The sequence below is a fragment of the Allobosea sp. RIT-PG3_2 genome, assembly GCF_057321085.1.
Window position 1 is genome coordinate 1,123,705 of the sequence record NZ_JBXWCA010000001.1, and the last position, 24,296, is coordinate 1,148,000.

A 24,296-nucleotide genomic window follows, 5' to 3' on the forward strand; every position below is an offset into this window, starting at 1 on the left:
GGGAAGCTCCTTCAGTGCCCGCCGCCGGCGTCGACGCCGCCAGCCGCCGCGACAGTGGCCGAGCCACCGCCTCCGCTACCCCCGCCGATCAGGGCATGCTTGAAGTCGGTATGGGCGATCCAGAAGTCGCGGCGGGCATTGATCGCGGCGACATTCGAGAGGATTCGGTTGCGGGCATCCGCGATGAGATCCGTCACGTCGCTCAACATGCCGCTGTAATGCAGCAGCGACTGGTCCTGGATGATCTTACGCAACGGCAGGACGTTGTCCTGGTACTGACGCGTGATGTCGTAGTTGGCGCGGTAGGAGGTGTAGGCCTCGCGCGCTTCCGAGCGGATGTTGACCGCCTTCTCCGCCAGCTTGTTGGCAGCCTGCATGTAGGTCTGCTCCGCCAGAGCGACCTTCGACTGGCCGAAATCGTAGATCGGGATGTCGATCTCGAGTTCCAGCGTCCGGCTGCGGCTCGTCTCGCGCTCGACATGACCGTCCTCGGAGATGCTCCGGCCACGGTCGTAGGTGCGGCGCCCCAGCAGATCGACATCGTTGACGAAGCGTGTTGCCTGGGTGAGCCCCAGCGATTTTGCCAGCGTGTCGAGCTCGGCGCGCGCGACCCGCAGGTCGACACGTTTGCGCAGGGCTTCGGCCTCGACCGCCTTGACCGATTGCAGCCGCGGCAGCGGCGGCAGCGTGTCAGGCAATCTGAACTTCAGATCGTCACCCCAGAGGCCGAGCTGGCGGACGAGCCGCTCCCGCTCCTGGCGCTGCTGCTGGCGCGCCTGGGCGAGTTGCACGGTGAGCTCCGCCTCGAAGGCGAATTCGCGTGCCTGGTCGATCTTGTTGACACCACCGGATTCGCCGAGCCGCTTGAACAGCTCGGACGCTGCGTCGGTGGATGCCTTGGCCTCCTGGTAGAAGCCGACCTGGGCATTGGCCGCGACGGCACGATAATACTGGCGGCGCGTATCGGCAGCGAGCCTGAGAACCGCTTCGGCCGTCCGGAGCTGTGCCGCCTGGAACCGATCGCGCGCGATTTCAGCCCGGGCCGGCAGGGTCGCGAGCGCCAGCAGGCTGGCCGCGATCTGCCGTTCGATCTCGATCTCGAAACGGCCCGATTGCTTGGAGATGCCCAGTCGCGGATTGGGCGGCAAGCTGGCTGCGACCATCTGGGCTTCGGCGATGCCGAGCTCGTTGAACGCAGCCTGCAGGCCGCGATTGTTGAGCAGCGCGACCTGCACGGCAATGTCCGCCGTCAGCGGGCGGCGCAGGATCTGCTCGACACGCGCCTTCGCCGTGAGCGCCGTCTGGTCGTCGCCGATCTTGACCACATCCTTGCCGATATCGGCGTATGTCGCGGTCTGGATCGGCCCCATCCCGCCATCGGCCGAAAAGCCTGCGCAGCCGCCAAGTATCGCAGCAACGCCGGCAAGCAGGCCCCAGCGCAGCAGGCGGCGGGCATTATGGCCGGTGCAAGCAGTCAAGCCCGGCCTTTCGGGGAAGGCGTGCAACGGCGAAGCGAATGAGTGGTTGGGCAGTGTCATGACTTCGGCCCGACCTGACGGTTGAGCTCGCGCCAGTCCTTGGGGTCGGCCGGGCGCAGCGTTGCGGCACCGGCAGTCACGCTGCGATACGCGATGGCAGGAACAGGGACGCTCGGATCGGCCGGCCTGGCCAGGTGATCTGGAACTTCTGACATCGTGCACGCGCCGAGCGCCATTCCGATCGCCGCGAGGAACGGCCCCTTCACCAACGTCACGACTCGGCTCCCCTGTTTCGATGGAGCAGGAGTAGCAACGCGGTTCCGCGGACGTCCGTTACAAATTGTTGCAGATCTGTGCCGGCAACCAGGCCATGGGCGCGTTATGGTGGGCTCAAATCGACGAGGAGAGCCCCTGCTCGGAAGGCATGGATAGTTCAGGCAACGCCCAGCACGCGATCGACCAGGCAGTTGTCGCGCCGATCGCCGACGATCACGGCCATATCCTGGTGGTGGACGACGACCCGCAGATCAGGCTGCTCGTCGCGCGCTTCCTGCAGCGCTATGGCTATCAGGTCACCGGCGCGCCGGACGGCCGCGCGATGATGGAGGCGTTGGCGCACAGCGCCATCGACCTGATCGTCCTCGATCTGATGCTGCCCGTACGCTCCGGTGTCGAACTGTGCCGCGACGTGCGTGCGGTCTCGCAGATTCCGATCGTGATGCTGACAGCCCGAAACGAAGAGAGCGACCGCGTCACCGGTCTCGAGGGTGGCGCGGACGACTACGTCACCAAGCCGTTCAGCCCGCGCGAATTGCTGGCTCGCATCCGGGCGCTGCTGCGCCGTGCGCGGGCGGCGCGGGGCTCCGTTCTGACGCAGCCGAGCGGGGTGGTGACCTTCGACGGCTGGACGATGGATCTGCGCCGCCGCGAGCTGCAATCGCCTGCGGGAACGCTCGTCGATCTCTCGACCGGGGAATTCGACCTGCTCGTCGCTTTCGTCGAGCATGCCAACCGCGTGCTATCGCGCGAGGCGCTGATGCAGTTCGCCAAGGCGCGGACGAGCGATGATCCGTTCGACCGGACCATCGACGTCCAGATCAGCCGCCTTCGCCGCAAGCTCGAGGCCGACGCCAATGGCAACCAATTGATCAAGACCGTTCGCGGCGCGGGCTATATGTTCGCTTCCACGGTCGGGCATCGCGGAGGGGCGCCCGCTTGACCACACTGCTCAAGCGGTTCTGGCCCGACACGGTGGCGAGCCGCGCGATCCTGATCCTGTTCGCGGCACTGCTCGCCTTTCATCTGCTCGGCTACTGGGCCTTCCGCGTCGGAGTGGAAAGCCTCGCCTCGGCCGGGCGCGACAGCGGGCTCGCCGAGCGCATCGTCTCGATCAAGCGTGCGATCGCGAGTCTGCCCGACGGTGCGGAGCGCGACCGTGTCGCGCATGACCTGTCCAGCGCGAGCCTCGAGGTGCATTGGAGCAAAGTCAGCCTCGTCCTCGGCAGGGCAACGGCTACGGAGCGCACGCGCACGATGGAAGCACGGTTGAGGCAGCTCGCGCCCGATCTTGCGGCGGCCTCTTTTCGGGTCGGACTGGCGGATGACGGAGGGCCCGCCGCCGGCGCCGCCGATGCCGATCGGCACATGATGCTGGTTTCTGTCCGGCTCGAGGATGGAAGCTGGGTCAACTTCTCCTCTTCCGCGCTCGGTGCTTCGCAGCATCCCGACTGGAGCGTGACGGCGATCATGATCTGCTTCGCCGTCGCGATCGTCGTCGTGGCGCTGCTCCTGCTGCGCTGGGCGACGCGGCCGCTGCGCGACCTCGCCCTTGCGGCGGAGCGTTTCAGCCTCGATCAGGCGCCGCAGTCGCTGCCGGAAGATGGGCCTGCCGAGGTGCGCCGTGCCGCACGCGCCTTCAACACCATGCGCGAACGCATTCAGCGCCTCGTCGCCGAGCGCATGCAGGCGATGGCCGCAGTGTCGCACGATCTGCGCACCCCGATCACCCGCCTGAGGCTGCGCTCCGAACTGCTCGACGACGATGCGACACGCCGCCTCATCGACGCCGACCTCGGCGAGATGGAGGCGATGATCGACTCGACACTGGAATATCTGCGCGGCGGCGTCTCCAGCGAGGCGGCCCGACCGATCGATCTCGCCTCGGTCATCGAAACCATCGTCGACGAGCATCTCGACCAGGGACACAGCGTCACGCTGACGGGCTTGAATGCCGCCCCGATCCTTGGGCGCGTCCTGCCGCTGAAGCGCGCCTTCTCGAACGTCATCGGCAATGCGGTCAAATATGGCGTTTCGGCCAAGATCAGCATCATCGAAGCCGATGGCCGTTTCATCGTCCTGGTCGAGGACAGAGGGCCAGGGATCCCGCCGGCCGATATGGAGCGCGTCTTCCATCCCTTCGTGCGGCTGGAGGAATCACGTGGCCGCGAGACCGGCGGCTCGGGGCTTGGCCTCACCATCGCCCAGGCCGTCGCTCGATCACATGAAGGGTCCATCGCATTGGAAAACCGGGCCGAAGGAGGTCTTTGCGTTACGGTATCCTTGCCAAGTCTCGACCGCCCGCGTCAGAGCGGCGCCTGCCCCGTCGATCCAGCCATCGGGAACGGGCAAGCCGTTCAGGGGTGATGCCGTTGCTCTGGAACGAAGCATCGACCACGCCCCGATCGCGGTAACGGCAGGGGACGACCCCGAAACCGGACGCCCCGACCATCCGTAATGGGCCAACTTCGCAAGCTGATCCGCCCGGAAGCGCCAGAACCTTCCGGCAACCAATCTGCAAGCACGGCTAGGTGCTGGCGAAGAAGTTCTCCGACCGTTCGCTCTCGTCGAATGTCATCCGATGGCCAGCGGCTGGATGCGCGCGCTGTGCGCAGCCGACGCGAGGGCAGATGCGGCAACCGACACCGATGGAAACAGCCAGGTCCATGTTGGAGACGTCGACGCCGTCCGAGTATACGAGCTCGTTCGCGTAGGCGACGTGGCAGCCCAAGCCGATCGAGAGGTGTCGCTTCGGCTCGTTATGCCGGTAGCCTCCCTTGGTCACCGCCTTTGCGATGCAGAAAAAACGCTGCCCGTCGGGCATCTGGCTGATCTGGACGTTTATCCGATCAGGGTGAAGGAAGGCGCCATACACATTCCATCGCGGACAGGCCCCGGAGTGGCGCGGGATGTGAATGCCCGACAGGGAGAAGCGCTTGGAAATGTTGCCGGCGATATCCGTGCGGACGAGGTGAAGCGGCACGCCTGTGCGCCCGGCCCGCTGCAGCGTGGTCATTCGATGACAGACTTGTTCGAAGCTCGCGCGAAAGCGGCGGCCGATACGCTCGATGTCGTAACGCGTCTCTTTGCAGGCGAGCAGGAAGGACTCGTAAGGCATGATCAGCGCGGCGGCGAAGTAAGCCGTCAGCGCGTTTCGCGCCACCGCCTCCGCTTCCTCCGGAAGAGAGGCCTCTGCTATCAATTGCTCGATCGCGCTGCCCGCGCCGAGCCTTCCGAGATGTTGGGCCACGGTGAAGGCTGCCGTCTCGGCGGGCAGCAGATCAGCCGTCAATATCTCTCCGTGTGCGTTGTCGACCTTCCGGGCCATCCCGAGCGGGAGAGCCGCCGAGCGCCACTGCAATCCGAATACGTTGTGCAAGTAAGTCCGCAGCCCGTGTTCGAACGAATCCGACGCACTGTCGATGTCTCTGCGAATGCGCTCGGCGGCGACCTCGAGGATCGGAAAATGGTTGGCATTTGCCTGCAGGAAATCCGAGACCGCATCGGTCGTCACGGAATCGCCTGCCTCGATCTGGGCCTTTGCGGGGCTGCCGCCGGCACCGAATGCCCGATATCGATCGTAGAGGCGCATGATCGCCCGGCCGACCGCGGGGTTTGAGGTCGCGAGGTCGCTGATGTCCTGGTTCGTCAGGTCGCAATCGACGAAAAGATCGTCGCCGAACAGCTCCATCAGGTCGCCTGTCAGCCTGGGCTCCTCGCTTTCGGCGAGATCTCCCGGCTGCACGCCGAAATAGCTCGCAGCCTTGAAAAGGAGCGGGACCGTTACACGACGCCGATTGTGCTCGATCAGATTGAGATAGCTCGGCGAGATCCCAAGCGCCTCCGCCAAGGCCGCCTGGCTCACCTTTCGCTGTCGCCGGAGCCGCTTGATCCGACCGCCGATCTGGACATTCACTTGCTGCACTTCGAACCTTTACACCATTGACTCATATAGCAAAAAACTTGACACCAATTTTCATATTAACACGTTGATTTACAAGTAATTCTTGCTTCGGATCGCCGCGCTGTCAACATGGCCTGAGAGTGGGAATGAGTAAATCGAGCGCCAGATGGCAACGCCATCGCATCGCGCTGCGGAAGCCCTCCTTCCCCACCCAGATACTTGGGCCAAGCGTTGCAGGAGACATCGGATGACCAGACATCAGAAGCCGCGGGAGATCATCGAGCATTGCCTCAAGCCACTTGGTTTGAATGAGCAGTCGCCAGCGGCACAAGAGGCGGTGCGGCGCCTGGTCGATGCCATCAAGTCGCTTCAGCTGGACGCCGGGTTGATCGGCATTCCACACGCCGATTTTTTCAAGATGCGGGCGATCGTGATCAACGAGACCGCCCATGGGTATGAGGCCTGAGCACCGAGGACCGCTGCCCTCAGGCGACTGTCATGATCTGCCGGCGCCGCGTCGGGTTCGCAGCCGATTGATCCCGTTCCGAAGATTGTGGTTCGACCCGCATCGATCGCATTCGGATACTCGGGAGTGAGCCGCACAAATCAGCGGAAAGCGACCGATATACCTTTGACAACTCAGCTTAATCGAAACGTTCTACGGACAAGGAAGAGACTGCCATGAACTCGATCGTTAAACAGCTTACGAATGGAAGAGCGATCAAGGGCTCTATTCTTTCCAACGACAGGAAGACCACCTACGCGGAACTTAGAACTGACCTGTTGGAACGTTTCCCGTCGGGCTTTGCGCCCGGGGGCGTGGCTATCGACGACATCGCTCAGCTGCGTCTGCAGAACACCTTCGACACGCATCTGGATATCGCACGGGCGATGGCGACCGTCATGCGCCGCGATATGGCGGAGTACGACGCCGACTCCTCCAAGTTCACGCAGTCGCTCGGCTGCTGGTCCGGATTTCACGCGCAGCAGATGATCAAGTCCGTGAAGCGCCAGCGCGGCGGCTCGTCAAAGGGCGCTTACGTCTATCTGTCGGGCTGGATGGTCGCTGGGCTGCGCAACCGGTTCGGGCATCTCCCGGATCAGTCGATGCACGAGAAGACGGCTGTGGTCGATCTCGTCGAGGAAATCTACGTCTCCCTGCGGCAGGCGGACGAGGTTGCGCTCAACGATCTCTTCAAGGCGCTCAAGGATGCCCGCGCCGCCGGCGACGCCAAGGCGGAGGCGGCGGCGATCGCCGCGATCGACGGCTTCGAAACCCATGTCGTGCCGATCATCGCCGATATCGATGCCGGCTTCGGCAATGAGCATGCGACCTATCTGCTCGCGAAGGAACTCATCCGGGCTGGCGCGTGCTGCCTGCAGATCGAGAACCAGGTCTCCGACGCGAAACAATGCGGTCACCAGGATGGCAAGGTCACCGTTCCGCGTGAGGATTTCATCGAGAAGCTGCGTGCGTGCCGGCTTGCCTTCGAAGAGCTCGGCGTCTCCGACGGCCTTGTGGTCGCACGGACGGATAGCCTTGGCGCAGGTCTCACCCAAAAGATCCCGGTCAGCCAGAAGCCGGGCGATCTGGCCGCCGAATACACGAAGTGGCTCAAGACGGAGCCGGTGACGAACGCCTCTCCCCTCGGCGAAGGCGAAGTCGCGATCTGGCTGGACGGCAAGCTCGTGCGGCCGAGCCGGCTCGCCAACGGTCTTTTCAAGTTCCGCGAAGAGACGGGGCGGGCCCGCGTCATTGAAGATTGCATCGCCTCGATCAACGAAGGCGGCGCAGATCTGCTCTGGATCGAAACGGACACGCCGAACGTGAACGAAATCGCTTCGATCGTAGCCGAAATCCGCAAGGCGGCCCCGTCAGCCAAGCTCGCCTACAACAACTCGCCTTCGTTCAACTGGACGCTGAGCATCCGCAAGCAGATTCGCGCGGAATGGCTTGCCGAAGGGCGCATCGGCGCCGACGCCTATCCAGATGGCAACGCACTCATGGCAGCGGCTCTGGATGACAGCGAGCTGGGGCGTGAAGCGGATGCGCGCCTTGCTCGTTTCCAGGTCGACATCGCGGCGAAGGCTGGCGTGTTCCACAACCTGATCACGCTGCCGACCTTCCATCTCACGGCGAAGAGCGTCGACGAGCTGGCGACGGGTTACTTCGGATCGGATCGCATGAAGGCCTATGTGAACACCGTGCAGCGCGAAGAAATCCGGCGTGGCGTCTCGGCTGTCAAACACCAGCACGAGGTCGGTTCGGATCTGGGCGACACCTTCAAGGAAATGGTCGGAGGCGACCGCGCCCTGAAAGCGGGCGGCCATGCCAACACCATGAACCAGTTCGCAGCGGCCTAAGGCTGATGACGGGCCGGCACCCTTGGCGCCGGCCCGTTCAGCAAACCGGAAATGCGGCGCGAGCCCGCGGCGAAGCCTTAACAACAACGGCGGCTGAGCCGCCCCGCACCCATCAGTTCCGACATCGATGGGGCGGGCGGGCTCCTTCCCGCTCGCTGTCGCGCCGATGTACCTGAGCGAGGAGAGATCAAATGACCCAGCATGAACGCCCCAGGCAGATCATCGAGTATTGCCTCAAGCCACTCGACCTGAACGAGAACTCTCCGGCGGCGCAGGAGACGGTGCGACGCCTCCTTCACGTGATCAAAACCCTTCAGCTCGCCATTGGACCAACCGGCCCTCGGGCGGTCGATTTCTCCAAGATGCCGTCGATGGTCATCAACGAGACGGCGCATGGGGACGACGCCGGCTGACGTTTGGCCTCACTGACCGAGAGGTTCTGTCAGGCCGCGTTCGCGGTTTCGTGGCGGGAGAGATGAGTCACGGCGGTACGGAGGTCGTCCAGCGTCGCGTCGGCTCCGACGCAGCGCTCGGCGAGGTGGCGGCGGAAGGGCCGCGCGCCGGGCCGGCCCGGAAACAGGCCGACGAGATGGCGGGTGAAGGCATGCAGCCGCCCGCCCCGCTCAAGATGGGCGGCGATATACGGTTCCAGAGCCTCGAGCATGGCGAACGCATCCGGCACCGGCGCCTCCGCACCGAAGAGCAGCGGATCGACCTGCAGGAGGACTTCCGGGTTCTGATAGGCCTCGCGGCCGATCATGACACCGTCGAGCTTTTCCAGATGCGGCAGCCACTCGGCCGGAGCCTTGATGCCGCCGTTGAGGCTGATCGGCAGGTCGGGATTGGCCGTCTTCAGGCGATAGGCACGCTCATAGTCGAGCGGCGGAATCTCGCGGTTTTCCTTCGGCGAGAGCCCCTGCAACCAGGCCTTGCGGGCATGGACGATCAGCGCATCGACGCCCGCCGCGCGCACCGAGGCGGAGAGCGCATCGAGCGCGACTTCCGGGTCCTGGTCGTCGACGCCGATGCGGCACTTGACCGTGACGGGGATGGAGACGGCCGCCTTCATCGCCGCGACGCAATCGCCGACCAGCGCGGGCTCGCGCATCAGGCAGGCGCCGAACGCCCCGCCCTGGACGCGGTCAGACGGGCAGCCGCAATTCAGATTGATCTCGTCATAGCCGAAATCGGCGCCGATCCTGGCCGCCTCGGCCAGCAGCTTGGGATCGTTGCCGCCGAGCTGGAGCGCGACCGGATGCTCAACGGCGTCGAAGCCGATCAGGCGCTGGCGATCGCCGCGGATCACCGCCTGCGCCGTCACCATTTCGGTATAGAGCAGCGCATGGCGCGACATCAGGCGATGGATGACCCGGCAATGGCGGTCGGTCCAGTCCATCATAGGCGCGACGGAGAATCTATGTTCTTGATATCTCATAGTTTTTTCTGCAACATCAGATCGTTAGGTCGTACCAAGTGCACACGAAAGTACACCGTGATGCGACGTGTTTCGCTACGTTTCGACGGCTGAGTGCACGCGGAGCGCACGAAAAATGGCCACCTTCACGAAGCTCTCCGTCCAGATCCGACGCAAGGGACGCTACGTGAGCGAGACCTTTCTGCGCCGGGATGATGCGCGACGCTGGGCCATCGAGGCCGAGCGCCAGGTTGATCGTGGCGAGGCTCCGAACGAGTCGCGCATCGCGCGGCTGAAAACACTCGGGGAACTCATCGATCTTCATATCGACGACATGTGCGACGTCGGCAAGGCTCCTTTGCGCTCCAAGGCCGCCACTCTGGAGTTGCTGAAGCGGCAGCTCGGAAAGTGCAACATGGCATCGCTCGATCGCGAGCGGCTCATTCGCTTCGGTCGCGACCGCGCGGCGCAAGGTGCAGGTCCAGTAACTCTCGGCATCGATATCGGGACGATCAAGCTCATTCTGTCTCATGCGGCGGCCGTGCACGGTCTGCCGGTAAAGGTCGAGCCGATGATCTCGCCCGCATCGCTCTGAAGCGGCTTGGGCTCGTTGGCAAAGGCGAGGAGCGAGACCGCCGCCTAACACAGGAACTCGCCGACTGATCGCGCACTTCGATGGAAATCCCCGTCAAATCGCTCCGATCGGACGGATAATCCGCTTGCGCTCGGTATCCCACGGGCATTCTGAATCACGATGAATCACGCTTCGATTTAAATCGCCTCTGAAATGACGGGCTTACGAACGCATTCCCACCTGGCAACCTGCTGCCCGACGGATGGCAAAACGCGACTGTACAAGGCTAGCTTCACGGGCCCCATTCTGAGAGCAGAGAAGCACCCTTCCCTCCCTCGCAGATGCGGCCGCCCTCCTCCCGCTGCAGCTTTCGACGGCCCCTCTTGACCGCTTGCGGACGTGCTCCGCCACTGTGCTTATGACCAGATTGGAGCGGTCGGGGAACGCAGCCACATTCAAGCCGAGACCGTGATCGCGCAGGCCTGACGGATTTGCGGGAGGTAGCTCTGGCAGAATTCCAGATATGCCCGGACGATGCTGGATGGGTGACGGTGACGCGGATAGATCAGGTTGATCTGCTGTTCCGGCAAGGGGTGCTGCGGCAGCAGTGGCAGCAGGCGCTTCTCCCGGATGGACTCAGATGCGAGGAAGGGCGGCAGTTCCGTAACGACATCGCCGGCGAGCGCGCGCCGGCACAGGTGATGATAGTCATTGGCTGACAGCACGACCCTGGGCTCGACGACCTGTCCGCCCAAGTTCCATCGAATGGGCATGTCTGCGGCTGATGCCCAGCCCGCGCAGGGGATGCGCTGCAGCGCCTTCGGCTGTGCCGGCACGCCTGCCTGCTCCAGCAGTTTCGGGCTGGCCACGAGGATGTGGCGATAGGACAGAACGTGGCGTGCCACCATCGCCTCGTGAACGATGGCGCCAACGCGGAGGGCGACATCGATTCCGTCCTCGATCAGGTCGACGCGGCGCTCAGTCGAGTAGACGTGAACCTGGATATCGGGATAGCGCCGCTGGAAGGCTGCCAAGAGGTCCCACCAGGGCTCGAACGACTGGGGCAAAGACAGCCGCAGTCGCCCCTTCAGAGAGGCTTGCTCGCTGACGACGGCCTGTTCGGCCTCGAGCAGCGCTTTGATGCCGCGATCGGCATGCTCGTACAGCCTCGTCCCGGCCTCGGTGAGTTTCGTGCCCCGCGCCGAGCGCTCCAGCAGTTGCACCTTGAGTTGCCGCTCCAGCTCCCGGATTCGGCGGCTCAGGGTCGGAAGCGGGATACCGAGACGTTCGGCTGCGGCCGAGAGGCTGCCGGCCTGGACGACGGCGACGAACATGCGCGCGGCATTGAGATCCATGCGGCATGCCTATCATATCTGATAGGCTGGTTGCCAGTTCGGCTCATTCAATTCCATATCCGGTTGGTCTAGATAGGATTCAACGAGCCGCACCTGAAGGAAATCGCCATGAAACCCCATGCTGTCGAGCCCACCGACGTGTCCACGTCCGTCACCCGCCGTTCCGCAACGCTGGCCCTTGCCGCACTGCTGCCCCTGGGCACGGTGGCAGTCGCGCACGGCGCCGACGCATCTGTCGAAGCTGCCATCACGAAGCAGCTCAAAAGCTACGAACAGGCGCTCAACGTCTCGGATCTCGACGGCGTCATGAAGCTCTACACGGAAGACGTCGTGTTCATGCCCCCGCACGCTATGCCGGTCGTAGGCCGCGAGGCGGTTCGCGCTGCCTATCGACACATCTTCAGTGCCATCAAGCTCGAGATCACGTTCCAGATCGACGAGATCCGTCCCCTCTCACAGGACTGGGCTTTCGCCAGGACGCGGTCGGACGGGACGGTGAAGGTCCTCGCCGGCGATCAGCTCGCGGGCCCGGAAGCCAATCAGGAGCTTTTCCTCCTGCGCCGCGACGACAGCGGCCAGTGGCGTATCGCGCGCTACATCTTCTCGACCACGACCCCGCTCAGGCGACCGTGAACGCACGGCCGCCTTGATCAACTGGCTGGCCGCCACCATCGGCCGCGGCGGGTTGGCAGTCTCGTCGCACTTTGATTTGGGTCTGACCCAATCTTCGGCGCCGAAAGGGGTCAAACTTCAGTGCTGAATCACATGAAGACGTTGAAAGGCCTCACGCCCTACGAATTCATCTGCAAACGATGGACAATCGAACCTGAAAAGTTCACGCTCAACCCAATCTCTCAAATGCCGGGACTAAACAGTCACGGCGTTTGATGTGCTTCAGCGTGACGTCTGGTCCAACCCGATACCGATCAGGCGATCGACCAGGACACGATCGGACTTCAGGACCGAGGGCGCTCCCGACCAGCTCTCGCGGCCGCGCTCCATGACGAGAACGCGGTCGGCGAAATCGAGAGCACGCTCGATCTGCTGCTCGACCAGAAGAATGGTGATGCCGCCCGACGCCGCCAGTGTCGCCAACCTTTCCATGATCTCATCGCAGATCACGGGAGCAAGCCCTTCCAGCGGCTCGTCCAGGAGAAGGATCGAGGGTCGGCCGAGCAATGTCCGCGCGATGGACAGCATCTGCTGCTCGCCACCGGAGAGTTGCTGACCCAGATTGCGCCGCCGCTCCCTGAGGCGCGGAAACTGGGCATAAGCTTCCTCAGTCGCGCTTGGTGGGCGGCCCTTCAAGCCGGTTCGCAGGTTCTCTTCGACAGTCAGAGAGGGAAAGATGTCGCGCGTCTGCGGAACATAGCCGAAGCCGTGCCTGGCTCGCATCGAGGTCCGTTGATGGGTGATGTCCTGCTCATCGATCAGGATTCGCCCCGTATGATAGCTGGAGAGCCCCATCAGCGTTGCCAGCAGGGTCGTCTTGCCCATGCCGTTGCGACCGAGCACCGCGAGCCGCTCGCCGGCCCGTACGGTGAAGGCAATATCCTCGATGATCCGCGTCGGGCCGTAGCCAGCGCACAATCCTTCGATCTCAAGCTGTGCGGCGGGCATCGGCATAGCTCCCGAGATAGGCGCGGCGAGTCCGTTCCCGGGCAGTGCGGGTGGTGCTGGATCACGAGGCCGAGCATCCGTCACGCTGGGCCACGATCATGTCGATCTCGGGAAGATCGACTGCACGGCGCAGACGCTGAACGAGTGGGTGAAGAAGGCGGAGGTCGATAGCAGCCGCAGGCCCGGCCTGACGACGGACATGCCGGTCCAAGACTTCGCAGGTGGGGCGACGCGCGAAGTGCTGAGCCTGATCGGCGATATCGCCCGGGACGAGAACGACAAGGCGAGCCTTCACCTGCATGTGGTGCTCGGTTTGCGTGACGGCTCGACCAAGGGCGGCCACTTTCTCAGCGGAATCGTGCGGCCGACGCTCGAAGTCACGATCATGGAAGCGCCCACCGAACTCTGCCGCCGCAAGCGGCCGGAACTCGGAATCGCGCTGATCGACCTCGCCTGACTTTCATCCCTCCCGGTTGCCGTTCTCGCTCGAACCAAGACCGAGGCGCTTCATCAGCGCCAATGCGTCGCGCGGTGCACGAGGCTTCATCGTGTTGTCGAAATAGACGTAGACGTCGCGGGGCCGTTCAATGCCGGGCGCTTGTTCGACGATGCGTTCGCCTGCTCCCGCATCGCGCCCGTCCGCCCAGGCAGAGATCAGCGCGGACCAGTGATCCAGAGCCTTGTCGTCATAGCCGCTCGCATAGAGCTCCTCGGAGCCGTGCAGCCTGACATAGGCGAAATCCGCCGTCAGATCGGTCAGCCGAGGCCAATCGACCGCATCGGCACAGACCAGTGCGACGCGGTGCTTGCGCAGAAGCTCGATGAACGCCGGATCGCGGAAGCTCTCGTGGCGAACCTCCACGGCATGACGCAGCCTCCCGATGCCGTCTGCCGTCAGCCAGCCGCGGGCCTTGATGTGGTCGTTATGGCGGCGGGCACAGGCAGAGGCGGCCTCGCCATCCTGCGGCAGCGCCGACAGGAAACGCTCCATCTGCTCTGCGCCGAAGCGCAGGCTCGGCGGAAACTGCCAGAGGATCGGGCCGAGCTTGGCGCCGAGGCGCAGCAGGCCCGATGCCATGAAGTTGGCCATCGGCGTCTCGATGTCATCGAGGCGCAGGACATGGGTGATGTAGCGCGGCGCCTTCACCGCGAAGACGAAGCCATCAGGCGTTTCGTCTGCCCAACGCGCGAAGCTGGCCGGCGTCTGCAGGCCGTAGAAGGTGCCGTTGATCTCGATGCTGGGGAAGAGCGATGCCGCGTAGGCGAGTTCGCGCTTCTGCGGCAGGCCTTTCGGATAGAACTCGCCGCGCCAGGGCGGGTAGGCCCAGCCGGAGATGCCGATCCTGACGGTGCCGCGTTGCATTCACCCTCCCGAACACCGGCCGAGCCGGTGTCCGGAATCAATGCGGCAGCGGCGCGGCCTGTTCCGGCCGCGCCGCCGTCTTACTTCTTCGCGCGGGCGACGATCTGCGTCGGGTTGACGAAGCGCAGCGCGATGATCAGCCAGATCAACGTCGTGACCATGTAGATCACCGCCATGGCGTCGATCGACTGCACCGCACGCACACCGGCGGCGAAGACCGCGTAGTAGAGCGCGACGACCAGCGTCTGGCTGGTCGGGCCAGCCGTCAGGAAGGTCAGCTCGAACATGGCGAGCGTGCGCACCAGCACCAGCAGCAGCGCGGCGAGGATGCCGGGCATCAGCAGCGGCAGCAGCACATGCACGAACAGCTTGAAGGTGTTGGCGCCGAAGACGCGCGCCGCCGACTCGATCTTGGTGTCGATCTGCTCGATGAAGGGGATCATCACCAGGATGACGAAGGGTACCGTCGGCACGAGGTTGGCGAGCACGACGCCCGACATCTGGCCGGCGAAGCCGGTCTGGTAGAGCACTGTCGCCAGCGGAATGCCGAAGGTGATCGGCGGCACCAGCAGCGGCAGCAGGAAGAGCAGCATCACCAGCCGCTTGCCCGGAAAGTCCCGCCGCGCCAGCGCATAGGCTGCCGGCACGCCGATCAGCCCCGAGATCGCCACCACCAGGAAGACGATCTGGAAGGTGACGGAGAGCACGTCCGAGAGCTGGAACTCGGCCCAGGCGGCCGAATACCAGCGCGTCGTCCAGCCGGCAGGCAGCCAGGTGCCGAGCCAGCGCGTCGAGAAGGAAGACGTCACCACCGTCGCGATCATCGCGAAGAGGTTGACGATGAAGAAGCCGATCAGCGTCCAGTTGGCCGCCGCCCAGAGCTTCGTCGAGAGACGGGTGTCCTTGACCATCGTTTCAGCCCTTTCCGCCGCCGGCAGGGCCGCGATAGAGCAGGCCGCGCGCGGCCAGCACCAGAACGACGATGGCAAGCTGCACCATGCCCATGATCATCGCGACGGCTGAAGCCATGGAGTAATCGTATTCCTCGAAGGCTGCCTGATAGGCCGCGATCGATATGACGCGTGTCGGCCCCGAAGGCGCGCCGAGCAGCACCGCCGAGGGAAAGACCGAGAAGGCCTGGACGAAGCTCAGGCAGAACGTGATGGCGAGTCCGGGCAGCAGCAGCGGCAGCAGGATGTGCTTGAAGCGCTCCCAGGGGCCGGCGCCCAGCGTCGCGCCCGCCTGCTCCAGCGCCGGATCGATGCCGGAAAGATAGGACAGCGTCAGCAGGAAGGTGAAGGGAAAGCCGGTGATGACCAGCGAGAGCATCACGCCCCAGTAGTTATGCAGGAGCTTGACCGGCGTCGAGATGATGCCGAGCGTCAACAGCGTGCGGTTAAACCAGCCCTGCGGGCCGAGATAGTTCAGCAGCCCCTGCGCGACCAGAACGGTGCCGAGCGTGATCGGGATCACGAGGATCGTGGTCAGCAGGCGCTGGTTCTGCATCAGCCGGACGCGGAAGGCGATCGGGATCGCCAGCAGCAGCGTGGCGATCGTCACCGGCAGAGCGAGCCAGAGCGTCGTCGCGATCGTCCCGTAAAGGAAGCGGTCGGAGAAGAAGCGCTGATAGTTGGCGAACATGCCGCCCTGCTTCGGCTCGAAGGAGAGCACGAGCCCGTAGAGGAACGGATAGATGAACAGCGCCAGCAGGAACAGGATCGCCGGCACGACGAGCAGCGTCAGCCCGTCGAAACCGCGCGCCGCCAGCCGCTGCTTCAGCGGAATGGAGGAGATGTCCGTGCTCACGCCTCTCCTCCATAGACGAGGACGCGGTCGGGATCGGCGGCGAGCGTGACGGTCTCGCCCGGCGACAGCTTGTCATGGGCAAGGAAGGAGATGTCCGTACCGTCTGCCATGCGGGCGAAGCCGACGAACTCACGGCCGCGGAACTCGGTCGAGATCACCTGCGCCTTGAGGCCGGCGCTGCCGGCGGCGACGGGGTGCAGATCCTCGGGCCGGATCGCCAGATGGCCATCGGCGCCGACGGAGACCGCATTGCGCGCGCGGCCGGAGAGCTGCGCATCGCCGACGGCGAGCGTCGCCCTGCCCTCGCCGGCTGCGACGACCTTGGCCTTCACCTTGTTGCGGAAACCCATGAACTCGGCGACGTCGAGATGGTCGGGCCGCGAGAACAGATCCTCCGGCGTGCCGACCTGACGGACCTGGCCGTCACGCAGCACGACGATGCGGTCGGCGAGCGAGAGCGCCTCTTCCTGGTCGTGCGTGACGTAGATCGTCGTGGCGCCGAGCGTGTTGTGGATGCGGCGGATTTCGGCGCGCATCTCCAGGCGCAGCTTGGCGTCGAGGTTGGAGAGCGGCTCGTCCATCAGCACCAGCGGAGGCTCGACGACGATGGCGCGGGCGATGGCGACGCGCTGCTGCTGGCCGCCCGAAAGCTGGCCGGGCAGCTTCTCGGTCTGGCCCTGCAGGCGCACCAGCGCCGCGGCCTCGGCCACGCGCTTGTCGATCTCGGCCCTGGGCACGCCGCGCATCTTGAGGCCGAAGCCGATGTTCTTGTTCACGCTCATATGCGGGAACAGGGCATAGTTCTGGAAGACCATGCCGAAGCCGCGCTCTTCCGGCCGCAGCGGGTCGATGCGCTTGTCGTCGAGCCAGATGCCGCCTCCGGTCGCGGGCAGGAGCCCGGCGATCAGGTTCAGCGTGGTCGACTTGCCGCAGCCCGAGGGTCCGAGCAAAGCGATGAACTCGCCCTTGCCGATCGTCAGCGAGACGTCCTTGAGAGCATTGTGGGTGCCGAAGTCACGGCTCAGACGATCGAGCCGGAGCTCGCGAAAGTTCGCTGCGTTGATGGTCATGGCTTCCGGAAATGCTGAGAGCGATGTCGATGGATGCCGGGCGGCGGACCTCGGTTCGATACCGAAATCCGCCGCCGCTCGGCAGTCTTACTTCTTCTTGGCGCCGCCGACCTGCTCGTCCCAGATGCGGAACGCGACGACCATCTTGTCGGGGTCGAGCGGGGTCTCCATCGGGTTGTCGGCGATCAGCTTCTCGTATTCCGGGCGGCCGAACTCCGCGATGGCCTTCTGGCTGGAGGCCGGAGCCATCGAGAGCGGCACGTCCTTCACCGCCGGACCCGGATAGAAATAGCCTTCGTCATAGGTGAAGGCCTGCTGCGCGGGCGTCAGCATGTGGCGGATGAGATCGAGCAGCACTCCGAGCTTCTCTTCGGAAACGCCCTTGGGGATCATCATGTACTGGGCGTCGGTGACCCAGTGGAAGCCCTTGAGCGCCTGGATCTTGGCTTCCTTCGGCACGATGCCGAGAACGCGCGGGTTGATGTCCCAGCCCGTCGTGCTGATGATGATGTCGCGCGTGCCGTCGCCGAGCTCCTTCATCGTCGCGCCCGTGCCGCCGGGGTAGTATTCGACGTTTTCGCCGAGTTCCTTGAGATAGGCCCAGGTCTTGTCCCAGCCCTTCTCCGGGTCCTTCGGATCCTTGTCGCCGAGGATGTAGGGCAGGCCCATGATCCAGGTGCGGCCAGGGCCGGAATTGGCCGGGCGGGCATAGAGGAAGCGGTTCTTGTTCTCCTTCGACCAGGCCAGCAGTTCCTCGGCCGTGGTCGGCACCTTCTTCACCTTGTCCGGCATGTATTCGAGCAGCGGACCGGAGGGGTAATAGACCATCGCCATGGCCTGCCCCTGCCCGAGATTGTGCATCGCGAGCGCGGGCTTCAGGAGCACGTCATCGGGCTTCGGCAGCTCGGCTGCATGGCGCGGAAACAGTTCGACCCAGAGCTTCTGGTCGATACCGGCCGAGAGCACGTCGAGGCCGCCGATGACGAAATCGATATCGGAACGGCCGGCGTTCTGCTGGGCCTTCAGCTTGGCCGGCAATTCGGGAGCCGGCGCCTTGGTGAAGACCATCCGCGAGACGGCCTTGGGATTCGCCTTGGCGTAGTTCTCCAGCGGCGTCTGCACCAGCGCAAGGGCGCCGCCGACGTCGATGATGCTGATCGTGAGCGGCGATGCCGGTAGTTTGAGTTGTTGCGCGAAGGCGCCCGGCGCATGCGCCGCAACACCGAGACCGGCGACGCCGCCGATGAAATGACGCCGGTTAATGCTGTCCTGAACCATGGTTTGTCCCTCCAGACGTGGTTTTCGCCTTTGTTGTGGCTATTGTCCCGGGTCGCCGCCTCCGGGACTGGCTCCTTAATCCACCCGGCGTATAAAGTTGACGCCGGGCCGGATTACTCGGTATCCTAGTATACTAGTCGACCAGAGCTTGGCAATGGGCACCCCGGCAGCACGGCAGAGCACAGAACAGATTTACCGCGCGCTGCGAGGCGACATCCTCGGAGCGGCGCTGCGGCCCGGCGAAGCCATGTCGGAAGCGCGGATGGCCGTTCGCTTCGGAGTGAGCCGCACGCCGGTGCGCGAAGCGTTCAAGCGGCTGGTCGAGGAAGGCTTCCTGTCGGTCGTGCCGCAGGTCGGCACCTTCGTCGCGCCGATCGACATCGCCTCTGTCCATGACAGCCAGTTCGTGCGCGAAACGCTGGAATGCCGCACCGTCATCCTTGCCGCAAGGCACATCGACGATGCCGGCAGGGCGACGCTGGAACGGCATATCCTCCAGCAGGAGCGCGACCTGGCCGCCGGCGACCAGACCTCCTTCTTCCGCCATGACGATGAATTCCATGCCGAAATCTCGCGGCTCGCCGGACATCCTGCCGTCTGGAGCCTGATCGAGAGCGTCAAGGCGCAACTCGACCGGGTGCGCTGCCTGTCGCTCGAAAGCGCGGCCTGGCCGGGCATGATCATGCGCGAGCACCGCGGCATTGCCGAAAGCGTCATGAACGGCAACGAGGCGCAGGCCGAGAAGGCGATGCGCGCCCATCTGCGGACCGTCTTCGCCGCGATCGAGAACATCGCACGCAGCCATGTCGACGCCTTTGCCGGCTCGGCCCCGCCCGTTCGGCTTGACTGACGGGCCGATCCATCATCCCAGAAAAAGACTGCTGAGGAAACGCGACCATGGAACAATGCTGGCGCTGGTTCGGGCCGGACGACGTCGTGACTCTGGCGCAGGCCAGGCAGGCAGGCGCGAGCGGCATCGTCAACTCGCTGCACCAGATCCCCTATGGCGTGGTCTGGAGCGTCGAGGAGATCGAGAAGCGCCAGGCGATCGTCCGTGGCGACAAGAGCCTCGGCCTGGAATGGCGGGTGGTCGAGAGCCTGCCGATCCACGAGAGCGTCAAGATCGGCGAAGGCGATCTCGAAACCATCTTCGAGAACTACCGCCAGTCGATGCGTAACCTCGCCGCCTGCGGCCTGCAGGTGATCTGCTACAATTTCATGCCGGTGCTGGACTGGACCCGCACCGAGCTCGCCTACAAGCTGCCGGGCGGCGGCACGGCGCTCCGCTTCAACCTGCACGAATACGTCGCGCTCGACCATTTCATGCTGAAGCGTCCCGGCGCAGACGAAGGCCACTCCGCCGAAGTGATGGACAAGGCCAAGGACTGGTTCGAGCGTTCGTCGCAGGCGGATCGCGACCGGCTGCTCACCAGCGTGATGGCAGGATTGCCCGGCGCCTATGACCGCTACGACCTGCCCGGCCTCGCCCGCATCCTCGATCGCTATGCCGGGATGACCCACGAGAAGCTGCGGGCCAATCTCAAGCGCTTTCTCGAAGCCATCATCCCGACGGCCGAGGAAGTCGGCATCCGCATGTGCATCCACCCGGACGACCCGCCGCGCCCGCTCTTCGGCCTGCCGCGCATCTGCTCGGACGAGGAGGACATCGCCTTCATCCTCGGTTCGGTCGATTCCCCCTCGAACGGGCTGACGCTGTGCTCGGGCTCGCTCGGCGCCAATCCGAAGAACGACGTGCCGGCGATCGCGCGCCGCTTTGCCGACAAGATCTGGTTCGCGCATCTGCGCAACGTCGCCAAGGATCCGGACGGCTCCTTCATGGAGGCCGAGCATCTCGGCGGCGACACCGACATGGTGGCGCTGGTCGATGCGCTGATGGCCGAAGAGCAGCGCCGCCAGGCCGCGGGCATTCCGCACTGGCGCATCCCGATGCGGCCCGACCACGGCCACGAGCTGCTCGACGATGTCGGCAAGGGCAGCTTTCCCGGTTACCCGGCTGTCGGGCGCCTGCGCGGCCTCGCGGAGTTGCGCGGCGTGATGACGGCGCTGTCCCAGGTGAAGGGCTACGTCGCCTGAGACGAGAAAGGCGGGCCCGAGGGCCCGCCTTTGCAAGAGATCAACAGAGTTCAGAGCCGTCATTCTCGGGCGAAGCGGAGCGAAGACCCGAGAATCTCTGGCAGGAAAGGGCGCGTTCTCGTCCTGAGATGCTCGGGTCAAGCCCGAGCATGACGCGCTGCTTCTGTCTCAGTGATCGTGCGAATGGCCCTTGTGGCCGTGTGCGGCGCCGTGGCTGTGACCTTGGTCTTGATCGCCGTGGCCGTGATGGTCATGACCGCAGCCGCAGCTGTCGCCGTGAACGTGCTCGGCATGGGCATGCTGGTGCTGCTCGTGGCCATGCGACTCTTGCCCGTGCGACGCTTGCCCATGCGGCTCATGCCCATGGGCGTGCTTATGGCCGTCGTCGTGATGGTGGTGCGCGTGGCCGTGATCGTGGCCGTGATGGTCATGACCGTGGTGATGATGGTCGTGCCCGCAGCCGCAGTCATCGCCATGAGCGTGGTGATGGACCTCCTGCTCCGGCTGGAACGGGCGCTCGACCGCCGCCATGGAGCAGCCCTGCCCACGCACGAGCTCGGCCAAAGCGGGATCATTCGGGATATAGAGCGCGTCCGCCGTCATTTCCGCCGGGACGTGATTGCCGCCGAGATGCCAGGCGAGGCGCACCAGCCGCAGCGGGTTCTCGGCGCGGATCTCCAGCAGGCTCTCAGGCGCGGCCTTGACCTGCACGAGGCGGCCATCCTCGAGCTTCAGCGCATCGCCGTCGTTCAGCGCAGTCGGCTTGTCCAGATCGATCGCGAATTCGAGCCCGCCCGCCGTCTTCACGGCAACGCCGCCGCGGTTGCGATCCTGATACCCGAGGCTGAGCGTATCGACGACGCGCTCGGCGCGGACGGCGGCCCTGCGAACGACGGAAGTGGCGCGAAGCATGTGCGGTGATCCCATGGCTGGGGCCGGAGCGCAGGGCGTCCCGAGCCCGATCGGAGCTTAGTAGCACAAACCGGCGGCCGTGCTACCAAGCTCTCGGGATCGCGACCGATCTCAGCGCGGCAGCGCCTTGACCTCGGTATCGAACGTCTTCAGCAGCCGCGAACGCTCGGCCGGCGAACCCCAGCGCGGGGTGTCGTAGTCGATCAGCTTCATCTCGGCGAATTTCGGTGCATCCGGCGAGAGCAGCGCGTTCTTGTTCGACGGGATCGAATTGATCTTCAGCTTCGCGTTGATGTTCTGGGCGTCGGGCGAGAGCGTGAAATCGACGAATTTGCGCGCGGCTTCGGGGTTCTTGCCGCCCTTGATGATCGAGACCGAGCCGGTTTCGTAGCCGGTACCCTCGCAGGGAGCGACGGTCTCGATCGGCGCGCCCTGCAGCTTCTGCGTCAGCATGTCGTGGATGAAGGCGATGCCGATCCCCGTCTCGCCGAGCGCGGTAGCCTTGACCGGCGCGATGCCGGACTTGGTGTACTGGCTGATGTTCTTATGCAGGTTCTTGAGGAACTCGAAGCCCTTCTCCTCGCCGAGACGCTGCACCGTCGTCGCCAGAAATACGTAGGCCGTGCCGGACGAGCTGGGATCGGCGATCTGCACCTCGTCGCGCAGCTTCGGGTCGAGCAAGTCAGCCCAGCATTTCGGCGCGGCCACGCCCTTCTTCTTCAGCACCTCGGTGTTGTAGCCGATGCCGAGAGCGCCGAGATAGATGCCGTTGGTGCGGAACTTCGCCTGCTCGGCATGGCGCTGCGCCCAATCATGCAGCTCCGGCAGCTTCGGCGACTTGTATTCGTCGAGCAGCCCCTCATCGGCGGCCTGCAGATGCGGCTCTCCCGGCCCGCCCCACCAGACGTCGCCACGCGGATTGCTCGCCTCGGCCTTTACCTGGGCATAGACCTCTCCGGTGCTCTTGCGGACCATCGAGACCTTGATGCCGGTCGCCTTCTCGAACATCGCCGCCCCCTCGCGGCATTGCTCTTCCAGGATCGAGCAATAGACGGTCACCTGTCCCTGGGCGAAGGCGGGTTGCGCGGCGGCAGCGAAGGCCAGGCCGGCAAACAGCGCGCCAGCAGGCGCGAAACGCAAAGCAGACATCATCTTCCTCCCGGTCGGATTCGTTTGCCGACGAAATGACTAGCGGGAGAGAGGGGAGTCAAGGGAAGGTGTCGGGCAACCGTCTTCCCGTAAGGCTGCAAGGGCGCGGCGCGTGCCGAATACGCGGCGTTTCATGAAGGCACGTCATCCCGGACGCAGCGAAGCGGCGATCCGGGATCCATCGTAGAGTGCCACGCCCTTCGATGCATCCCGGATCAAGCCCGGGATGACGGCGTGGTTCAACGGAAAGTCAACGCGCCCTAGCTCTCCGTTTTCGGCTTGCCGGGCGACGGAGCCGGCAGTGCCTCGGCCGGCACCGCCCGCTTCTTCTTGGCGGCCGGCTTCTTGCGCCGCTTCGGCCTGGGCTTGGGCAACTGCGCCTCCTGCAGCATCTCCAGCTGGACCTGCTGGATTTCGGCGAGGCGCTGCCATTGGCGGGTAACCAGATGGTCCATCTTCTCGTGCAGATGGCGGATTTCCAGCTCCGCCTTGAGGTTGACCTGATAGTCGTTGAGCGAGCGCAGCCGGTCCTTCGACTCCTGCCGCTTCTGGCTCATCATGATGATCGGCGCCTGCACCGCCGCGATGCAGGAGAGCACCAGATTGAGCAGGATGAAGGGATAGGGGTCGAAGGCCTTGCCCTCCCCGATCGCGGCGTTGATCGCCATCCAGACGACAAGCACGACGCCGAAGCTGATCAGGAAGGCCCATGAGCCGCCGAAGCTCGCGAGATTGTCCGAGAAGCGTTCGCCGAGCGTGCGATGCTCCTCGAAATCATCCTCGACGTTCTCGGCGATGGTCTCCTGCCGGGCGATGCTCTCGGCCACCTCACGGTCGAGATCGGAATATTCGCCGTGCTCCTCGCGCAGGATCTCCTCGACATAGCGCGTGCGGTACCGCGCCAGCTCCTTCAGGCTGATCAGCGCGTGGTCCGGCATATCCGGGAAATCGTTGCGGATATGGTCGGCGAGCGCGGGGCGCAGCGTGCCGATCTCGACGAGGTTCCTGCGCGCCGTCTCCTGCCCGCTGATGGCGCAGACGCCGCGCTTCTTGCCGATGGCGCCGGGTAAACCGGGGGCTTCGATTACGGAAACCGCCGGCCCTTCCAAGTCCTCGCTGTCTTGCCTCGTCATGCGTGCATCATGCCCTTCTCCATCGCACGCGGCTCGCTTCGCCGCGTCGCGGTCATGTCCACTCATCCCGGCATCGACCGGGATCGCCCGAAGGAAAGCGCTCCTCCGGGCTGGTGCCCCGCAGCCAGCGCCGACGGCCGGCCGGGTATAAGGTTCAGGCCTTCACCTTGCCGTCGTCCTCGTCGGCATCTTCCGCAGAATCCTCGTCCTCGTCATCCTCGTCGGATTCGTCCTCGGCGGTGTCCTCGTCTTCGTCTTCATCGTCCGCATCGAGGTCCACATAGTCGTAACCGAAAACGATCTCGCCGGTTTCAGGATCGAAGACGCTGGCGGAGGAATCTTCGAAGGCTTCGATCAGCATTTCCGCATCGTCGGGCCCGTCGACGTCGAAGCGGCGCACGGCCTCCTCGCCATCGGCCTTGAGGACGAGCTCGATCGACCAGCCCCGGCCGGTGGTGTCATAGATGCATTTCAGACCCTGGATTGCCAGCATGATGCTCTCTCCT

24 protein-coding genes and 3 pseudogenes are annotated in these 24,296 nt (G+C 64.6%); 12 read left to right on the forward strand and 15 right to left on the reverse strand.

Annotation, left to right across the window (positions count from 1 at the left end; translation table 11 throughout):
• Positions 1 to 11: 11 nt before the first annotated feature.
• Positions 12 to 1,478: a TolC family protein gene (locus AC2FAN_RS05170; protein WP_485172955.1), complete on the reverse strand. Its 1,467-nt coding sequence runs from the start codon at positions 1,476 to 1,478 to the stop codon at positions 12 to 14.
• A 56-nt stretch (positions 1,479 to 1,534) separates the two neighbouring features.
• A complete protein-coding gene (locus AC2FAN_RS05175) occupies positions 1,535 to 1,753 on the reverse strand; it encodes a hypothetical protein (protein WP_485172956.1) in 219 nt (72 codons plus the stop codon).
• A 149-nt stretch (positions 1,754 to 1,902) separates the two neighbouring features.
• Here AC2FAN_RS05175 and AC2FAN_RS05180 point away from each other — a divergent pair, with 149 nt between their 5' ends.
• Positions 1,903 to 2,697 (forward strand): response regulator, encoded by a 795-nt coding sequence (locus tag AC2FAN_RS05180; protein WP_485172957.1) that lies wholly within the window; start codon positions 1,903 to 1,905, stop codon positions 2,695 to 2,697.
• Positions 2,694 to 4,121, forward strand: a complete 1,428-nt coding sequence (locus AC2FAN_RS05185) for an ATP-binding protein (protein ID WP_485172958.1) — start codon at positions 2,694 to 2,696, stop codon at positions 4,119 to 4,121. The genes AC2FAN_RS05180 and AC2FAN_RS05185 overlap by 4 nt, the downstream gene beginning before the upstream one ends.
• 160 nt (positions 4,122 to 4,281) lie before the next feature.
• Here AC2FAN_RS05185 and AC2FAN_RS05190 read toward each other — a convergent pair whose 3' ends face one another.
• Entirely contained in the window at positions 4,282 to 5,670 is a 1,389-nt protein-coding gene (locus AC2FAN_RS05190) for a helix-turn-helix domain-containing protein (protein WP_485172959.1), read from the reverse strand.
• A 235-nt stretch (positions 5,671 to 5,905) separates the two neighbouring features.
• Here AC2FAN_RS05190 and AC2FAN_RS05195 point away from each other — a divergent pair, with 235 nt between their 5' ends.
• The 3 genes from AC2FAN_RS05195 to AC2FAN_RS05205 all read left to right on the forward strand — a co-directional run bounded on the left by AC2FAN_RS05195 (position 5,906) and on the right by AC2FAN_RS05205 (position 8,435).
• Positions 5,906 to 6,124: a hypothetical protein gene (locus AC2FAN_RS05195; protein ID WP_265052539.1), complete on the forward strand. Its 219-nt coding sequence runs from the start codon at positions 5,906 to 5,908 to the stop codon at positions 6,122 to 6,124.
• Positions 6,125 to 6,339: 215 nt separating this feature from the next.
• Entirely contained in the window at positions 6,340 to 8,022 is a 1,683-nt protein-coding gene (locus AC2FAN_RS05200; protein ID WP_485172960.1) for an isocitrate lyase, read from the forward strand.
• A gap of 191 nt (positions 8,023 to 8,213) precedes the next feature.
• Entirely contained in the window at positions 8,214 to 8,435 is a 222-nt protein-coding gene (locus AC2FAN_RS05205; protein ID WP_265052537.1) for a hypothetical protein, read from the forward strand.
• Positions 8,436 to 8,464: 29 nt separating this feature from the next.
• Here AC2FAN_RS05205 and dusA read toward each other — a convergent pair whose 3' ends face one another.
• Positions 8,465 to 9,457, reverse strand: coding sequence for a tRNA dihydrouridine(20/20a) synthase DusA (gene dusA, locus AC2FAN_RS05210; protein WP_485172961.1), 993 nt, complete (start codon positions 9,455 to 9,457; stop codon positions 8,465 to 8,467).
• A gap of 67 nt (positions 9,458 to 9,524) precedes the next feature.
• On the opposite strand from dusA, the gene AC2FAN_RS05215 reads away from it, so the two are divergent.
• Positions 9,525 to 10,031 (forward strand): hypothetical protein, encoded by a 507-nt coding sequence (locus AC2FAN_RS05215; protein ID WP_485172962.1) that lies wholly within the window; start codon positions 9,525 to 9,527, stop codon positions 10,029 to 10,031.
• Positions 10,032 to 10,465: 434 nt separating this feature from the next.
• On the opposite strand, the gene AC2FAN_RS05220 is transcribed toward AC2FAN_RS05215, so the two are convergent.
• Positions 10,466 to 11,365 carry a LysR family transcriptional regulator gene (locus tag AC2FAN_RS05220; RefSeq protein ID WP_485172963.1) on the reverse strand — a complete coding sequence of 300 codons (900 nt, stop codon included), beginning with the start codon at positions 11,363 to 11,365 and terminating at the stop codon, positions 10,466 to 10,468.
• A 108-nt stretch (positions 11,366 to 11,473) separates the two neighbouring features.
• Here AC2FAN_RS05220 and AC2FAN_RS05225 point away from each other — a divergent pair, with 108 nt between their 5' ends.
• Together AC2FAN_RS05225 and AC2FAN_RS05230 are read left to right on the forward strand one after the other, a co-directional pair.
• The gene (locus tag AC2FAN_RS05225; RefSeq protein WP_485172964.1) at positions 11,474 to 11,998 is read left to right on the forward strand and encodes a YybH family protein; all 525 of its coding nucleotides are present in this window, start codon (positions 11,474 to 11,476) and stop codon (positions 11,996 to 11,998) included.
• A 132-nt stretch (positions 11,999 to 12,130) separates the two neighbouring features.
• Positions 12,131 to 12,253 (forward strand): annotated as a pseudogene (locus tag AC2FAN_RS05230) (IS481 family transposase); the annotation flags it as partial.
• A 6-nt stretch (positions 12,254 to 12,259) separates the two neighbouring features.
• On the opposite strand, the gene AC2FAN_RS05235 reads toward AC2FAN_RS05230, so the two are convergent.
• The gene (locus tag AC2FAN_RS05235; protein ID WP_485172965.1) at positions 12,260 to 12,985 is read right to left on the reverse strand and encodes an ABC transporter ATP-binding protein; all 726 of its coding nucleotides are present in this window, start codon (positions 12,983 to 12,985) and stop codon (positions 12,260 to 12,262) included.
• A gap of 44 nt (positions 12,986 to 13,029) precedes the next feature.
• On the opposite strand from AC2FAN_RS05235, the pseudogene AC2FAN_RS05240 reads away from it, so the two are divergent.
• Positions 13,030 to 13,187, forward strand: a pseudogene (locus AC2FAN_RS05240) (IS3 family transposase); the annotation flags it as partial.
• Positions 13,182 to 13,442 (forward strand): annotated as a pseudogene (locus AC2FAN_RS05245) (PPC domain-containing DNA-binding protein); the annotation flags it as partial. The pseudogenes AC2FAN_RS05240 and AC2FAN_RS05245, both read left to right, overlap by 6 nt.
• 3 nt (positions 13,443 to 13,445) lie before the next feature.
• On the opposite strand, the gene AC2FAN_RS05250 reads toward AC2FAN_RS05245, so the two are convergent.
• The 5 genes from AC2FAN_RS05250 to AC2FAN_RS05270 all read right to left on the reverse strand — a co-directional run bounded on the left by AC2FAN_RS05250 (position 13,446) and on the right by AC2FAN_RS05270 (position 18,502).
• A complete protein-coding gene (locus tag AC2FAN_RS05250) occupies positions 13,446 to 14,348 on the reverse strand; it encodes a DUF72 domain-containing protein (RefSeq protein WP_476806354.1) in 903 nt (300 codons plus the stop codon).
• A gap of 80 nt (positions 14,349 to 14,428) precedes the next feature.
• Positions 14,429 to 15,259 carry an ABC transporter permease gene (locus AC2FAN_RS05255; RefSeq protein ID WP_265052527.1) on the reverse strand — a complete coding sequence of 277 codons (831 nt, stop codon included), beginning with the start codon at positions 15,257 to 15,259 and terminating at the stop codon, positions 14,429 to 14,431.
• 4 nt (positions 15,260 to 15,263) lie between these two features.
• Positions 15,264 to 16,154, reverse strand: a complete 891-nt coding sequence (locus AC2FAN_RS05260) for an ABC transporter permease (protein ID WP_442864924.1) — start codon at positions 16,152 to 16,154, stop codon at positions 15,264 to 15,266.
• Positions 16,151 to 17,224 (reverse strand): ABC transporter ATP-binding protein, encoded by a 1,074-nt coding sequence (locus tag AC2FAN_RS05265; RefSeq protein ID WP_265052526.1) that lies wholly within the window; start codon positions 17,222 to 17,224, stop codon positions 16,151 to 16,153. Before AC2FAN_RS05265 ends, AC2FAN_RS05260 begins: the two co-directional genes overlap by 4 nt.
• A gap of 87 nt (positions 17,225 to 17,311) precedes the next feature.
• Positions 17,312 to 18,502: an extracellular solute-binding protein gene (locus AC2FAN_RS05270; protein ID WP_485172966.1), complete on the reverse strand. Its 1,191-nt coding sequence runs from the start codon at positions 18,500 to 18,502 to the stop codon at positions 17,312 to 17,314.
• Between the two features lie 154 nt (positions 18,503 to 18,656).
• Here AC2FAN_RS05270 and AC2FAN_RS05275 point away from each other — a divergent pair, with 154 nt between their 5' ends.
• Together AC2FAN_RS05275 and uxuA are read left to right on the forward strand one after the other, a co-directional pair.
• Entirely contained in the window at positions 18,657 to 19,352 is a 696-nt protein-coding gene (locus AC2FAN_RS05275; protein WP_485172967.1) for a GntR family transcriptional regulator, read from the forward strand.
• A 47-nt stretch (positions 19,353 to 19,399) separates the two neighbouring features.
• Positions 19,400 to 20,596 (forward strand): mannonate dehydratase, encoded by a 1,197-nt coding sequence (gene uxuA, locus AC2FAN_RS05280; RefSeq protein WP_485172968.1) that lies wholly within the window; start codon positions 19,400 to 19,402, stop codon positions 20,594 to 20,596.
• A gap of 168 nt (positions 20,597 to 20,764) precedes the next feature.
• Here the strand turns inward: uxuA and AC2FAN_RS05285 are convergent, their stop codons facing one another.
• The 4 genes from AC2FAN_RS05285 to AC2FAN_RS05300 form a co-directional block, all read right to left on the reverse strand.
• Entirely contained in the window at positions 20,765 to 21,523 is a 759-nt protein-coding gene (locus AC2FAN_RS05285) for an urease accessory protein UreE (RefSeq protein WP_485172969.1), read from the reverse strand.
• Positions 21,524 to 21,619: 96 nt separating this feature from the next.
• Positions 21,620 to 22,657: an ABC transporter substrate-binding protein gene (locus tag AC2FAN_RS05290; protein WP_485172970.1), complete on the reverse strand. Its 1,038-nt coding sequence runs from the start codon at positions 22,655 to 22,657 to the stop codon at positions 21,620 to 21,622.
• A gap of 260 nt (positions 22,658 to 22,917) precedes the next feature.
• A complete protein-coding gene (locus AC2FAN_RS05295; RefSeq protein WP_485172971.1) occupies positions 22,918 to 23,790 on the reverse strand; it encodes a DUF1003 domain-containing protein in 873 nt (290 codons plus the stop codon).
• A gap of 154 nt (positions 23,791 to 23,944) precedes the next feature.
• Complete coding sequence (locus tag AC2FAN_RS05300; RefSeq protein ID WP_485172972.1) at positions 23,945 to 24,283, reverse strand: hypothetical protein; 339 nt, start codon at positions 24,281 to 24,283, stop codon at positions 23,945 to 23,947.
• Positions 24,284 to 24,296: the final 13 nt, after the last annotated feature.